We start from the raw sequence: 14,392 nt of genomic DNA on the forward strand, positions 1-14,392 counted from the left end.
CGAAGCCGGCGCCAGAGCCTTCCGCCGGCCGGGAGGGGCTGGACAGCGAGACGCGAGGGGCGCAGTGTTCGAGCGGTCAGAACCGCCACCACCCGAGGTAGAACGCAGATGGCCAAGGCAGCCGATGTGGTTGTGCAATGCCTGGAAAACGAGGGCGTGCAGTACGTCTTCGGAATTCCCGGCGAGGAGAATCTCGACCTGCTGGAGTCCCTGCGCAAGTCGCAGATCCGGCTGGTGCTCACCCGCCACGAACAATCGGCCGGCTTCATGGCCGCCACCTACGGGCGCCTCACCGGCAAGACCGGGGTCAGCCTGTCGACCCTCGGCCCGGGCGCCACCAACCTGGTCACCGCCGGCGCCTACGCCTACCTGGGCGGCATGCCGATGCTGATGATCACCGGGCAGAAGCCGATCAAGAAGTCCAAGCAGGGCCGCTTCCAGATCCTCGACGTGGTCGGCATGATGCAGCCGCTGACCAAGTACACCCACCAACTGGCCTCCGCCGACAACATTCCCTCGCGGGTCCGCGAGGCGTTCCGCCTGGCCGAGGAAGAGAAGCCCGGCGCGGTGCACCTGGAGCTGCCGGAGGACATCGCCGCCGAGCAGACCGACAGCCTGCCCATCCCGCCGAGCCTGAGCCGCCGGCCGCTGGCGGAATACAAGACGATCTGCGCCGCGGTGGAGAAGCTGCGCGCCGCGCGCAGCCCGATCCTGGTGATCGGCGCCGGGGCCAACCGCAAGATGACCGCCAAGGTCCTCAAGCAACTGATCGACAAGACCGGCATTCCCTTCGTCACCACCCAGATGGGCAAGGGCGTGGTCGACGAGCGTCACCCGCGCTTCCTCGGCAACGCAGCGCTATCCGCCGGCGACTTCGTGCATCGCGCGGTGGAGGCGGCCGACCTGATCGTCAACGTCGGCCACGACGTGATCGAGAAGCCGCCGTTCTTCATGGTTCGCGGCGGTACCGAGGTGATCCACGTGAACTTCCGTTCCGCCGAGGTGGACCCGGTGTATTTCCCGCAGATCGAAGTGGTGGGCGACATCGCCAACGCCATCTGGCAGATCGGCGAGGCGCTGGACGATACCGCGCACTGGGACTTCACCCGCCTGCTGGCGATCCGCGAGGCCAACGAGGCGCAGGTCGCCGAAGGCGCCGACGACCCGCGCTTCCCGCTCTATCCGCAGCGCCTGGTGGCCGACGTGCGCCGGGCGTTGCCGTCGCAGGGCATCGTCGCCCTGGACAACGGCATGTACAAGATCTGGTTCGCCCGCAACTACAAGGCACACATGCCCAACACCGTGCTGCTGGACAACGCCCTCGCCACCATGGGCGCCGGCCTGCCCTCGGCGATGGCCGCGCACCTGGTCTACCCGGACCGGCCGATCGTCGCGGTGTGCGGCGATGGCGGCTTCATGATGAACAGCCAGGAACTGGAAACCGCGGTGCGGCTGAAGATGAACCTGACGGTGATCATCCTGCGCGACAACGGCTACGGGATGATCCGCTGGAAGCAATCGAACATGGGCTTCGCCGACTTCGGGCTGGACTACGGCAACCCGGACTTCGTGCACTACGCCGAGGCCTACGGCGCCCACGGCCACCGGGTCGACAGTGCCGAGGGCTTCCTGCCGCTGCTGGAGCGCTGCCTGGGCACGCCTGGGGTGCATGTGATCGATTGCCCGGTGGATTACTCGGAGAACGACCGCATCCTCAACGTCGAGCTGCGCGAACGCGCCCTGGCGGTCTGAACCGCCGGAGCGTCGCGCCGGCGTGCGTTCCGGCGCGACGGCTCAGAACAGCGACAGGTTGTAGCTGGCGATCAGGCGCACCTCGTCCACGTCGCGCGCCGAGCGCTCGAAGTCGGTGCGGTAGGTGGCGTTGCGCAGGCGCAGGCTGAGGTCCTTGAAGCGGCCGCTCTGCACGATGTACTTCAGCTCGATGTCGCGCTCCCATTCCTTGCCCTCGTCGCCGTTGGCCAGGCGGATATGGTCGCCGTTGACGTAGCGGGTCATGAAGCTCAGGCCGGGCACGCCGACGCTGCGCAGGTCGAAGTCGTAGCGCAGTTGCCAGGAGCGTTCCTCGGGGTTGGCGAAGTCGTTCACCTGCAGGTAGTTGGCCAGGTACGGATTGCTGCCGTCGAGGTAGGGCATCGAGCTGGCGCCGTTCATCCGCTGCCAGCCGGCGCTGAGCGTGTGGCCGCCCTGGGCGTAGGCGAGCAGCAGGCTGAGGGCGCGGTTGTCGATCTTGCCGGCGCGGGCCGCGCCGGCGTCCTCGCTGTCGAACCAGCGCAGGTCGGCGCTCAGCTTGCCGGCGCCGACCTGCCGCTTGCCCACGGCACCGAGGTAGCGCTGGCGATAGACGTTGCGCAGGCCGCCCTGGGCGTATTGCAGCAGCAGGCCGTCGTTGACCTGGTAGTCGAGTTGGTAGGCGTCGAAGCGGTTGCCGGTGGTGTCGCAGGCGTAGCGTTTGTTCTTGCAGTGCAGGCGGATGTCCTGGGCGTCGCTGGAGTCCCGCGCGGTGTAGCGCTCCAGGCGGGTGGCGGAGAACCTGAGCCCGGCGATCTCCTCGCTGGTCAGCTGGGCGCCGTGGAACAGGGTCGGCAGCAGGCGTCCGTCGTTGTATTTCAGCAACGGCATGTCCGGCAGCATCGCCCCGTACCTGAACTGTGTCTGCGAGAAGCGCATCTTGCCGGCAACGCCGGCCTTGGCGTACTGGTCGACCGAGCGACGCGGATCGTGGCCGCTGGAAGGCAGCAGGCCGCTGTTGCTGTCCGCGGGGCTGGAGTCGAGCTTGATCCCGAGCATCGCCAGGGTATCCACGCCGAAGCCCAGCGCGCCCTCGGTATAGCCCGAGCGCAGGTCGAGGATGAAGCCCTGCGCGGCTTCCTCGCGCTTGGAGGCGCCCTGCGGGTTGGCCGAGCTGCCGTCGCGGAAGTCGCGGTTGAAGTAGACGGTGCGCGCTTCCAGGCGCGCGCTGCCGTCCTCGAGGAAGGCGGCAGGGGCCGGGGCGACGAATCCGCCGCACAGGGCGAGGGCGCCCAGGCCGCGAAGGGTGCGGGGCGAACGGGGGGAAAACGGGGAGGACATGCGGTGACTCTCGACAGCGGGGGTAAAAAAGCGCGCGAAGGTGTCACAGATGGCCGGCGGGGTCTTTGCGACCTTGGTCTAGCCGAGAAGGCGCGCACGGATCGTCGGCCAGGCAGGCCTCTAGCGGGTCGGACGCAGCGTGCCGAAAGCGACGAAGAATCCTCCGCAGCCCCCTGTGAAACGCTGCCCCGCCCGTGCCAGCCTGATCGTCACGTTTGCGCCAGGATATCCGGAGGCTAGCGCTTCACGCAGACGAACAGGGCATTCCCGGAGCTGCCGGCCCAGGGCGTGATCCGTTCGTAGTCGTGTTCGAAGACCTGCACCTCGAAATGCGTCTGCAACAGGTGCTGCAGCTCGGCGAAGCCGAGGGCGACCATGGGGTGTTCGTCCTCCCAGGTCTGGGTCGTTCCGTCCGTGGTTTTCTCGATACCGAGGCGCAGCGCCTGGCGCTCGCCCTCGCCGCTGTAGTACCAGCCGGAACCGAAGGTGAAGCGGCTGCCTCGATGCTCCACGGAATGGCGGACGAACGCGCGATTGTCGATCTGCCCCTTGTCCACCGTGTTGAAACAGAACACGCCGCCATCCGCCAGTGCGCCATGCACGCTGGCCAGGCATGCGCGCAAGCGCTCCAGCCCTGCGTTGTAGTGGATCGAATAGAGGAAACAGGTGATCAGGTCCAGCGGCTCGTCCACCTGGAAGCCGGCCATGTCCTGCCGGCTGAAGTGCGCTTCGGGACAGCGCTGTCGGGCGAGGTCGAGCATCGGCTGGTTGATGTCCAGGCCGGCGCTGCGATAGCCGAAATCGAGGAAGTGCCGCACGTGAGGGCCGGTACCGCAGGCCAGGTCCAGGTGCCGCCGGCCCTGGTTGCCGAACAACTGGTGCAGGCGACGCACGCAGTGGCTCTGCGCCTGGTAGTCGATGTCGGCGCACATCAGGTCGTAATAGTGGGACAGGTCGGTGTACAGCGCGGTGGCGGACATGGGCGGCAAGGACCGGCGGCGAAGGGCGCGGCATGGTACCCCAGGCCCGGGCCTTGCCGGCGAAAAAACAGGCACCGGCCGGCGGATCGCGGGCGGACTTCAGTCGAAACGCGGCCAGTCGTCGGCGATCCTGCACCAGCAGGCCATCGATGCGACCTGGACATGCTTCTGTTTCGCCGCCGGGAAGGGCGTGTCCAGGCTGCCGAGGGCGACCGATACCCAGTCGGCGAACTCGCCTTCGCTCCTCGACCAGAACAGCGGCGAGCCGCAGCGCGAGCAGAAGCGCCGGAGCACGGCGGGTGAGGAGCGGAACGCGGCGAGCAGGTCGGCGCCGCGGTCGATGTGCAGGTCCGCGACGGGGACGCTGCCATAGCTGGCGAATGCCGCGCCATGGGCCTTGCGACACTGGCCGCAGTGGCAGTGAGAGAGTGCGCGCGGGGGCGAGGACAGTCGGTAGTGCAGCGCGCCGCACAGGCAACTGCCGTGGAAGGTCTGGCTCATCGGAGGGCGTTCCCGGATTCGCAAAGGCGGCGAGTCAAGCAGCCCTCGCCACGCTTGTCGAGCGCCTCCTCCGGTCGCGGGCTGTCGGTGCGGGCGTCGATGTCTGCTAGGCTCTGCCGTTTCACCCTAGGAGTATTTCCCCATGGCCCGAGCCACTGCCCGCCACATCCTGGTTTCCAGCGAAGCCAAGTGCAACGAACTGAAGACCGCCATCGAAGGCGGTGCCGACTTCGCCGAAGTCGCCCGCGAGCATTCCTCCTGCCCCTCCGGCCGCGACGGCGGCAACCTGGGCTCGTTCGGCCCCGGCCAGATGGTCCGCGAGTTCGACCAGGTGGTCTTCAGTGCGCCGCTGAACGTGGTCCAGGGGCCGGTGAAGACCCAGTTCGGCTACCACCTGCTGGAAGTCACCAGCCGCCAGGACTGAACGTACGGCGGCGCATAACGCCCCTCTTCCACGCGCCGATCCAGGCGTGGGGCGAATAACCGCTGCGCGGGATAGACGGCGGATAACGCCGTTGGCGTTATGCGCCCTACCTGTCCCGGACGACGAAAGAAGCCGCACTTCCAGGTGCCAATCCGGACGTAGGGCGAATAACCGCTGCGCGGTTATCCGCCGGTGCGCGATCGATAGCCTGGCTGGCCTCAGGGCGCGAAGTAGCGGGAGATCTGCGAATAGACGCCGCTGAAATCGGAGAAGTAGTCATTGCGCTGTGAGGTGGGCGCGCCGCAGTACGAGGGGCCGCCGTACAGGCCACCGCGCAGCTGGTAGGAGCCGTCGCCGGCGACGGTCAGCAGGCCCGAGCCGGACGAGCCGCCTTCGACCACCGCCGACGGCCAGTCGACGCGGGTCAGGGCGGTATGCCCGTCGTAGGTGACGCCCACTGCCGATACGTTGCCCTGCGAGTACTTCTTGGCGTCGCCGCGCGGATGGTGGATGTCATGGCCGAGCGAGCCGTTGGCGATCGGCGTGGCGCTCCAGCCCTGGTAGAACACGCCGGCCGGCGGAGTGCGCTTGAGTTCCAGCAGCAGGGTGTCGCGCTTTGCGTCGCGGTGCAGGATATTCGCCCCGCCGGTCAGCACGGTGACGCTCTGGTTGATGGTCGAGGCGTCGCCGTAGCACTGGGTGGTGTTGTAGAACCAGATGGTCTGCAGCGTCGCGGCGGTGGCCTGGTCCTCGATGCAGTGCGCGGCCGACCAGAACAACTGGCGCTTGGGCGAGTTGCCGTTGTTCAGCAGGGTGCCGGTGCAGATGTAGCTGCCGCCGTCCGCCGAGCTGGTGAAGACCATCTTCGCCACCGCTGCGGTGGCGTTGTCGTAGGCCCGTGTGCCGCTCTGGGTCGCGCAGACCGCATCCACCTCGCAGCTGCCGCTGGCGCCGAAGCCGTCGCGGTAGCCGGCCTTGTACAGGGAGTCGGCGAAATACGATACCTGGGGTACCGACAGGCGCAGGTCGCCCGGTTGCAGGTTGGCCGGCAGCACCAGTTCGACGGTCAGGGTATCGCCCTCGATGACCGGGCTCCAGTAGGGACGGTTGACCGAGAGGTCCTTGCCGCTGGCCTCGAATATTTCCTTGCCGGCGCCGGCGAAGTGCAGCAGCACGTCGTCGGGCAGCGAGCCGCTGCGGGTTTCCAGGCGAATCGCGGCGCGCAGGCTGGCGGCACCCGCAGCGCTGATCGGGAAGCGCGCGGTGTGGCGCCCGTCCGGAGTGTCGATCCATTCGAGGGTTGTCAGGTCGATTTCCGGAGTCGCCGTTTTCAGGCCCACGCCCACTTGCAGCGGCGTACCCGGTTTCGGCGCCAGCGGCGCGGCGCGGGCCACGCGGCGGGCGGGGGGCGCGGCGAAGTGGATGCCGGCCGCCGAGATCGCCGCGTTGGGGTTGGCGAAGCGGGCGTGACCGGTGCTCGCCGGGGAGGCCTGGAGCACGGCGACGTCGCCAGCCATCTCGCTCGCACCGGGCGCCGCCAAGGCCTGGCTCGCGCCGGCAGCCAACGCCAGAACCAGGCATGCATTCAGGTACGTTCTCTTATGCATGAATCGACTCCTTCAGTTTTTTGGGAGGGCAACTTCCTCAATCGTTCGCGTGGCGAAAGATATGCAGGTGTGACGGAGTCGTTCAAATATTTTTTATATTCGTTTCTGCTAGCTATTAAATATGAAGAAGCGTTTGTGGATAGCAGAATAGATAGCTATTTCCTTCACTTGCCATTGATGTTGGATTGCTCTCTCTACCAACTAAAGTTTGGTCTGGAGTGGCTCTGCAGAGCCTTCGGTTTGCTTCAGAGAGGTGCAGGATGTAGTGCATGAGTGCTTTACTGGTGCAGCTGTCGATGTGATCGGGTTAACGAAATCCTGATTTTCAAGTTATCCGGTTTGACCACTGCCGAATATAAGGCTGGGTGAATCTTCCATTCACCGCTCGGAAACCGTTCCGATGTTGGCTTGGTTGAATTCCAGGATATCCGGCTTATGGTCGTATAAGTCATCTCTATAATCGCGGGGCATATATAGAGCCCTGGCCGCTTACCATTACTCCAGGGTTTTCCAGGATACGCCGCCGCCCTTGTTTCAGAGCGGCGGATGCAACGGCGGCGCATGCCGCGCGATCAGTTCGGCGACCCACTCGATGAACACCCGCAGCTTGCCGCTGACGTGGCGGTTCGGCGGGAACGCCAGGTACAGCGGCATCGGCTCCAGGCTCCAGTCCTCGAACAGCGGCAGCAGCTCGCCGCGGGCGAGGGGCTCGCGCGCCATGTAGTGCGGCAGCCAGAGGATGCCCAGGCCGGCCAGCCCGGCCGCCAGGTAGGCGTTGCCGTCGTCCACCGCCAGCACATGACGGCCCGCCACCCGCAGGCATTCCTCGCCCCTGCGCATGGCGTAGGGCAGGGCCTTGCCGGTGCGCGCCCAGAGGAAGCCGACGATACGCTGGTGGCTGTCCTCCAGTTCGCGCGGGTGGCTCGGCACGCCGGCGCGCTGCAAGTAGGCCGGTGCCGCGTAGACCCCCAGTTGCAGGTCGCCGACCCGCCGCGCCATCAGCGACTGGTCGCGCAGTTCGCCGCCGCGGATGACGCAATCGACGTTCTCGTCGATCAGGTCGACGAGCCGATCGCTCACGCCCAGGTCGATCTGGATCTCCGGATAGCGCGCATGGAACTCGGGCAACGCCGGGATCAGCAGCAGCCGCGCCAGCGGGCTCGGTACGTCGATCCGGAGACGCCCGCGGGGCGCCAGGGCGGCGCTGGAGAGGCTGGTCTCGGCATCGTCCAGTTCCGCCAGCAGACGTACCACCCGCTCGTAGTAGGCGGCGCCGTCGGCGGTCAGGTTGAGCTTGCGCGTGGTGCGGTTGAGCAGGCGTACCCGCAGCCGCGCTTCCAGTTGCTGGACCAACTGGGTGACGCTGGTGCGGCTCATGTGCAGCGTCTCCGCCGCCTTGGTGAAGCTGCCGGTATCCACCACACGGGCAAAGGCCTGCATCGCATCGAAACGGTCCATCGGGACTCCGGGTCGTCGGGGATTGTTTGGATTCTACAAACAGTCATGGCCAGGGTTGCGCGTTTATCCACGGCGCGCACGACCTTACCGTTCTTCCATCGACGATGACGGGGCCGGGAGCCCCAGGATGGAGGTATCGCATGACTGTACGCGACGTGGTTTTCCCCGCCGGCCGCCAGGCCCTCTACGAGCGCAACCGCTATTCCCCGGCGGTCCGCAGCGACGGCCTGCTGTTCGTCTCCGGCCAGGTCGGCAGCCGCGACGACGGCTCTCCCGAACCCGAGCTGGGGATCCAGGTCCGCCGCGCCTTCGACAATCTGAATGCGGTGCTCGCCGCGGCCGGTTGCGGGTTCGACGATGTGCTCGACGTCACCGTGTTCATGGTCGACGCCGAGGCCAACTTCGAGCGCATCTGGAAGATCGTCCCGGAGTACTGGGGCGAGGCGCCGTACCCCACGCTGACGGCGGTGGGGGTGAACTGGCTGTATGGCTTCAGCTTCGAGATCAAGGTGGTGGCGAGGTTGCCGGAGGGGCGGTGAGAGCCGATGCGCAGTGCCGGGGCCAGCTCGGCTAGCGCCGGGGCTCTGAGGGACGCCGCAGGCTTACCCAGGCCGGCGCGTGGTCGCTGGCGTGCTCCTCGCCGCGCACCCAGCGATCCACCCCGGCGTCTTCCAGGTGGTCCGCCAGGCTGGCGCTGAGCAGCAGGTGGTCGATGCGCAGCCCGGCGTCGCGTTGCCAGTGCTGGCGGAAGTAGTCCCAGAAGGTATAGAGGCGCCGGTCGGGGAAACGCTGGCGTAGCGCGTCCACCCAGCCCTGCCGCAGGAGGCGCTCGAAGCACTCGCGGGACTCCGGCTGGAGCAGGGCGTCCTTTTTCCAGGAGCGGGTGTCGTAGATATCGAAGTCGCTGGGCACCACGTTGAAGTCGCCGGCCAGCACCACCGGATGGCCGCTCTCCATCAGCTCGGCGGCGTGTCGGATGAGGTGCTCGAACCAGGCCAGCTTGTAGTCGAACTTCGGTCCCGGCTGGGGATTGCCATTGGGCAGGTACAGGCTGGCCACCAGCAGGCCGTCGACGGCCGCTTCGAGGTAGCGGCTGTGGGGATCGCTGGCGTTGCCCGGCAGGCCGCGGCGTACCTCCAGCGGCTGGCTGTCGCGGGCGAGGATGGCGACGCCGTTCCACGCCGACTGGCCCTGCCAGATCGCGCCGTATCCGGCCTTCTCCAGCGCCGCGGCGGGGAAGCGCGCGTCGGGCGTCTTCAGTTCCTGCAGGCAGACGATGTCCGGCGCTTCCCGCTCCAGCCAGGCCAGCAGCGCGGCCAGCCGGGTCTGGATGCCGTTGACGTTGAAGGTGGCGATCTTCAGGGTGTCCACCGGTCGCCTCCGCGAATGACGATCAGGCGGCCGCCTGCAGGGCTTCGCCGATGGCTTCGTTGAACGCCTGCAAGTCACCCGGGTTGCGCGAGGTGATCAGGGTCCAGCCGTTCGCCGGGCAGACTTTCACCCGCGTGTCGACCCAGTCCGCGCCGGCGTTGGTCAGGTCGATACGCACGCTGGAATAGGAGGTCAGGGTCTTGCCGCGGGCGACACCGGCGTCGATCAGCAGCCAGGGGCCGTGGCAGATGGCGGCGACCGTCTTGCCTGCGTCGCTGAATTCCCTGACCAGGCGCCGGGCCTCGCTGTCCTGGCGTAGGGTGTCGGCATTCACCGTGCCGCCGGGGACCAGCAGCAAGTCGTAGCCCTCGGCGCGCAGGCCTTGCAGCCTGGCGTCGGAATTGACGATCAGGTCCTTCTCGCTGTCGTGCACCCAGGTCTGCGCTTCGCCGCCCTCGATGGTCGCGTGGGTGACCGTGGCGCCCTGTTGCTTCAGGGTCTTCAGCGGTTCGAGCAGCTCGTCGCGCTCGATGCCGGTGTTGGCGGTGATGACCAGGACGTTCTTGCCTTGCAGCTTCGCGCTCATGGTTTTCTCCTCTGCTGGGGCGCCCGTGGCGGGCGCCGTGGCGTGACATGCAGGAGAGTGGAAAGCTGGAGCGCCGGGGAGTTCGAAAGATTTGCCGGGCGGTGGGCCGGATCCTTGGCCTGTCAGCCTCCGGCGTCAGCGGAACAGCAGCGAATGATGCGCCGCGCCACCGGTGCGCGCGCCGTCGCCCACCGCGATGGCGACGTTGCCGGCCACCAGCGCCGCGTCGCCGCAGGCGAAGACGCCGGGAACGCTGGTTTCGCGCATGCCGTCGGTCCTGATGAACGGCCCGCTCGGGCCGTCCTCGAACTCGCAGCCGAGCAACGCCGCCAGCGGGCTGGCCATGCGCGTACGCGGCTGGGTGAACAACCCCGCGAGCGTAATCGTGCGGCCACTGGCCAGGGTCACGTCGGCGCGCGCGCCGCCCAGCGCGACCACGGCTTCGCGCTCGATCGTCACGCCGCGCCGGTCCAGCCTGGACATTTGCTCGGCATCCGGTTCGAAGACGCCGTTGAGGAAAAAGGTGGTCGCTCCCCAGTCGGGCAACATCAGGGCGTGGTGGATGGCCAGCGGTGAGGCCGCCAGTACGCCAATCGGCCCGCCGTCCAGTTCGTAGCCGTGGCAATACGGGCAATGGAACACGTGCCGTCCCCAGCGCTCGGCAAGACCGGGGATCTCCGGCAGCTCGTCGGCGACCCCGCTGGCGAGGATCAGCCGGTGCGCGGTGAAGCGTTCTCCGTTGGCGGCCTTCACCACGAAACCGTCAGCCTCCTTCTTCGCCGCGACGGCGGCTTCGGACAGCCACTCGACGCTGGGATAGGCCAGCAACTGGGCGCGGGCGTCATCGACGATGGCCGCCGGGTCGCGGCCGTCCTGGCCGAGAAAGCCGTGGGAGGCCCGGGCGAAGCGGTTGCGCCGCAGTCCCGTGTCCATCACCAGCACCCTGCGCCGCGCCCGCGCCAGTTGCATGCCCGCGGAGATGCCGGCGTAGCTGCCGCCCACGATGATCACGTCGAAAGTCATGGCGTATCTCCCATTCGGATATTCACGCAACAACGTAAGTTTCATGATGGGCGCTTGTCAACGCTCTCGTAACTTTTTCTGTAGCGAGAGATACTCATGGCTTTTCCGTCTCCACGAGTCCGCCGTCCATGAGAAACGACACCCGCCTCTCGCGCATGCTCCATGTGCTGATCCATATGGCCCGCCACGAAGGGCCGGCGACTTCCGAAGCCATCGGGCAGATGCTCGGCACCAACCCGGTGGTGGTGCGGCGGACCATGGCGCTGCTGAAGAACGAAGGCTACGTGAGTTCGGAGAAGGGCCATCGCGGCGGTTGGCGGCTGGCCAAGCCGTTGGCGGACATCACCTTGCTGGATATCCACCAGGCGCTGGGAGCGTCCTCGATCTTCGCCATCGGCCTGTCTACCGATCATCCGGAATGCCTGGTCGAGCAGGCGGTCAACGAAGCGCTCGGCGAGGCGTTCGAGGCGGCGCAGGCGTTGCTCCTGGAGCGCCTGGGGAGCGTCACGCTGGAGCAGTTGGCGAGCGAGTTCGAGCGCCGCTATCGGTCCTGCTGAGGCGCCTGGAAGGGCCGTTCGGACACCGCCGCCGCGCCTGCGGAGGCACGCCGGCGGTCCGGGATCAGAGCGAGTACTTCACCGTGAACATCAGGTTGCGCGGCTCGCCGTAGTTGAGGTTGCCGAAGTCGATGCCGCTGTAATAGTACTTGTCGAACAGGTTGTTGAAGTTCAGCCGCGTGTCGATCCGTTCGTTGACCTTGTAGCCGAGCATGGCGTTGACCACGGTGTAGCCGCCCTGCTGGAAACCGGTGCTGCTGTCCTCGGTCTTGCTCTGGGTGGCCAGGTCGCCGCCGACGCGCCATTTGTGCAGTTCGCCGGGTAGCGTGTAGCTGGTGGCGAGCTTGAACAGGTGGCGTGGCTTGGCCGCGTCGAATGGCTTGCCCTCGTTGGCCTTGTTGCTGTCGTGCTTGTACTTGGCGTCGACGTAGGTATAGCCGGCCATCATCTGCCAGTCGTCGCTCAGCGCACCGCTCAGCTCCAGGTCGACGCCCTGGCTGCGGACCTTGCCCGAAGCGCGCGAGCAATAGCGCGAGGTGGGGCTGAAGGGGCATGGCGAGGGGCCGCCGACGTCCTCGGTGGCGCGGTTTTCCTGGTCGATCTGGAACAGCGCGATCTGCGAATTGAGCGCGCCGCCGAAGTGTTCGCCCTTCAGGCCGATCTCGTAGTTCTTGCCGGTGATCGGGTCGAGCAGGCCGCCGCCGGCGTCGAAGTTGCTCTGCGGCTTGAAGATGTCGGTATAGCTGGCGTAGACCGAGTAGGTCTGGTTCAGGTCGTAGATCACCCCGGCATAGCGGGTGACGTTGCGGGTGACCTTGTAGCTGTCGGTATCGGCGTCGGCCTTGTACCAGTCCAGGCGCCCGCCGAGGATCACTTTCAGCGGGTCGGCGAGGTTCAACCGGGTGGTGAGGTAGGCGCCTTTCTGTTCCTGGTCGAGCTTCATGCCCCACAGGCTGGTGTTCAGCCTCGGCTTGAGAGTCGAGCTCGGGTCCCACTGGGTCGGGTCCATCGGCCCGGTGAGGGTGCCGTCCTTGTTGAACAGGCTGCCCCAGCCGCCGTGGCCGTCGAAGCGTTCCTGGCGATAGCTGGCGCCGACCACCAGCTCGTGCTCGCGGCCGAGCAACTGGAAGGGACCGTTGGCATAGGCGTCATAGCTGTCGTGGTCGTCGGTGTAGCTGTAGTCGCCGGGGTTCTGGGTCATGCTGGCGCAGCCGGTGGTCGAGTAGTAGCAGTCGTTGTACAGCCCGAGCATGTTGATTCGCGCCCACAGCTTGTCGGCGGCCAGCTTCATCTGCCAACCGTTGGCGAAGCGGTGGGTCAGGTCGCTGAACAGGTGGGTGGTGTCGGTATCCCAGTAGGACCAGTCGGCGCCGTAATAGGACGAGCGCTTGAGGTCCAGGTGGCGGCCGCCCAGCGGGCTGGGCAGGCCTACCCAGTTGTCGTTGCGGTTGTCGTTCTGGTTCGAGGCGCCGATGGCGAAGGTGGTGTCCGGGCTCAGGTCGGCTTCGGCGATCCCGTAGAACACGCCGCGTTCGCTGCTGACGTGGTCCTGGAAGCTGTTGCCTTTCTGGTAGGCGACCACCGCGCGGCCGCGCAGGGTTCCTTCGCTGTTCAGCGGGCCGGAAACGTCGGCCTCGCTGCGATAGCGGTCCCAGGTGCCGACGCTGCCTTGCAGGGAGGCGCGGAAGTCCTGGGTCGGACGCTTGCGCACCATGTTGATCGCCGCCGCCGGGTTGCCTGCGCCCTGCATCAGTCCGGTGGCGCCGCGCACCACTTCGACGCGGTCGAACATGGCCAGGTCGGCGGCGGAAATGACGTCCTGGGTATAGGTGGAAATGCTCGTCGGCAGGCCGTCGTACATGATGTTGTCGACGTCGAAGCCGCGCGCCGCGTACTTCACCCGGGCCGGCCCGTACTGTTGCACGGTGAGGCCGGTGACGCCCTTCACCGCGTCGTTGAGGTCGCGCATGCCCTGGTCGTCCATGCGCTGGCGGGTGACCACGCTGACCGACTGAGGGGTCTCGCGGATCGACATCGCCAGCTTGGTCGAGGTGCGCATCGCCCGCGTGGTGTAGGAGCCGCTGTCTTCGGTGATGGCGGCGGTGGCCGGGTCCTGGGTGGCGACCACGCTGAGCGCGCCGAGGTCGACGCTGTCGCCGGGGGCGATGCCGGCACCTGTCGCCGCGGCCTCGACCCAGGCGTCGCCGCCCCGTACCTCCCCGCTCAGTCCGGAACCTGCGAGCAGACGCTGCAGTGCCTCGCTTGGCTCCAGCGTGCCGCGTAGGGCCGGTGCGCGCCGGTCGGCCACGGCCGCGCGGTCGAAACGGATGCGCAGGCCGCTGGCGCCCTGCAATTGCTCGAGGGATGCGGCCAGGGGCTGGGCGGGAAGGTCAAGGGCGATGGGAGCGGCCTGGGCGGCCAGGGAAAGCGAGGAGAGACCGAGCAATAACGCACTGGAAACGACGTGTTTCATCTGCAGTGTCCTGGATGGCGGCGCAGGCAGGCCGTTGGCGCGACCGGCTGCGTTTCTTGTTTATGTGGGAAACCGGCGTAGGAATTCGCGGCGGGGCAAGTGTATGTAAATGTAAAAATGGAGTAAATGATAGAGATTATCGTTATCAGCAGTATTCGCAGGAATCCGATGAACTGCGTCCTGCCAGCGGCTGACGGGGATTTCCGCTGGATACCTCCCGTGAAGGCCGTCTGGATTCGTGATTCCAGCGCAAATGAATTTGCTCGATTCTGGTCTTAATCGAAGAGATGTAAGCCGCCACACTGCGCTTCATTCGAGCCAT

13 protein-coding genes are annotated in these 14,392 nt (G+C 66.7%); 4 read left to right on the forward strand and 9 right to left on the reverse strand.

Annotation, left to right across the window (positions count from 1 at the left end; genetic code table 11):
- Positions 1–108 precede the first annotated feature (108 nt).
- Positions 109–1,752, forward strand: coding sequence for an acetolactate synthase large subunit (locus ACM0M4_RS04355; protein WP_283903186.1), 1,644 nt, complete (start codon positions 109–111; stop codon positions 1,750–1,752).
- A 42-nt stretch (positions 1,753–1,794) separates the two neighbouring features.
- Here ACM0M4_RS04355 and ACM0M4_RS04360 read toward each other — a convergent pair whose 3' ends face one another.
- The 3 genes from ACM0M4_RS04360 to ACM0M4_RS04370 form a co-directional block, all read right to left on the reverse strand.
- Entirely contained in the window at positions 1,795–3,090 is a 1,296-nt protein-coding gene (locus tag ACM0M4_RS04360) for an OprD family porin (protein ID WP_003101355.1), read from the reverse strand.
- Positions 3,091–3,326: 236 nt separating this feature from the next.
- A complete protein-coding gene (eftM, locus tag ACM0M4_RS04365; RefSeq protein ID WP_003101353.1) occupies positions 3,327–4,070 on the reverse strand; it encodes a class I SAM-dependent methyltransferase EftM in 744 nt (247 codons plus the stop codon).
- A 99-nt stretch (positions 4,071–4,169) separates the two neighbouring features.
- Entirely contained in the window at positions 4,170–4,571 is a 402-nt protein-coding gene (locus ACM0M4_RS04370; RefSeq protein WP_003101352.1) for a GFA family protein, read from the reverse strand.
- A 142-nt stretch (positions 4,572–4,713) separates the two neighbouring features.
- Between ACM0M4_RS04370 and ACM0M4_RS04375 the strand changes: the two genes are divergently transcribed.
- Positions 4,714–4,995: a peptidylprolyl isomerase gene (locus ACM0M4_RS04375; protein WP_003101349.1), complete on the forward strand. Its 282-nt coding sequence runs from the start codon at positions 4,714–4,716 to the stop codon at positions 4,993–4,995.
- A gap of 218 nt (positions 4,996–5,213) precedes the next feature.
- On the opposite strand, the gene piv is transcribed toward ACM0M4_RS04375, so the two are convergent.
- Positions 5,214–6,602 carry a protease IV gene (piv, locus tag ACM0M4_RS04380; RefSeq protein ID WP_003101348.1) on the reverse strand — a complete coding sequence of 463 codons (1,389 nt, stop codon included), beginning with the start codon at positions 6,600–6,602 and terminating at the stop codon, positions 5,214–5,216.
- 534 nt (positions 6,603–7,136) lie between these two features.
- Positions 7,137–8,060 (reverse strand): LysR family transcriptional regulator, encoded by a 924-nt coding sequence (locus tag ACM0M4_RS04385; protein ID WP_003101343.1) that lies wholly within the window; start codon positions 8,058–8,060, stop codon positions 7,137–7,139.
- Between the two features lie 140 nt (positions 8,061–8,200).
- On the opposite strand from ACM0M4_RS04385, the gene ACM0M4_RS04390 reads away from it, so the two are divergent.
- Positions 8,201–8,599 (forward strand): RidA family protein, encoded by a 399-nt coding sequence (locus tag ACM0M4_RS04390; RefSeq protein WP_033941621.1) that lies wholly within the window; start codon positions 8,201–8,203, stop codon positions 8,597–8,599.
- A gap of 31 nt (positions 8,600–8,630) precedes the next feature.
- Here the strand turns inward: ACM0M4_RS04390 and xth are convergent, their stop codons facing one another.
- The 3 genes from xth to ACM0M4_RS04405 form a co-directional block, all read right to left on the reverse strand.
- Complete coding sequence (gene xth / locus ACM0M4_RS04395) at positions 8,631–9,431, reverse strand: exodeoxyribonuclease III (RefSeq protein WP_003101332.1); 801 nt, start codon at positions 9,429–9,431, stop codon at positions 8,631–8,633.
- A gap of 22 nt (positions 9,432–9,453) precedes the next feature.
- Positions 9,454–10,017: a type 1 glutamine amidotransferase gene (locus ACM0M4_RS04400; RefSeq protein WP_054375915.1), complete on the reverse strand. Its 564-nt coding sequence runs from the start codon at positions 10,015–10,017 to the stop codon at positions 9,454–9,456.
- Between the two features lie 135 nt (positions 10,018–10,152).
- The gene (locus ACM0M4_RS04405; RefSeq protein WP_079387836.1) at positions 10,153–11,085 is read right to left on the reverse strand and encodes an NAD(P)/FAD-dependent oxidoreductase; all 933 of its coding nucleotides are present in this window, start codon (positions 11,083–11,085) and stop codon (positions 10,153–10,155) included.
- Positions 11,086–11,168: 83 nt separating this feature from the next.
- Here ACM0M4_RS04405 and ACM0M4_RS04410 point away from each other — a divergent pair, with 83 nt between their 5' ends.
- Complete coding sequence (locus ACM0M4_RS04410) at positions 11,169–11,597, forward strand: Rrf2 family transcriptional regulator (RefSeq protein WP_115288961.1); 429 nt, start codon at positions 11,169–11,171, stop codon at positions 11,595–11,597.
- Between the two features lie 64 nt (positions 11,598–11,661).
- Here the strand turns inward: ACM0M4_RS04410 and ACM0M4_RS04415 are convergent, their stop codons facing one another.
- Complete coding sequence (locus tag ACM0M4_RS04415) at positions 11,662–14,070, reverse strand: TonB-dependent siderophore receptor (protein WP_012613556.1); 2,409 nt, start codon at positions 14,068–14,070, stop codon at positions 11,662–11,664.
- Between the last annotated feature and the right edge of the window lie 322 nt (positions 14,071–14,392).

It is taken from the genome of Pseudomonas sp. 18-147 (assembly GCF_051048045.1).
GTDB lineage: Bacteria > Pseudomonadota > Gammaproteobacteria > Pseudomonadales > Pseudomonadaceae > Pseudomonas > Pseudomonas aeruginosa.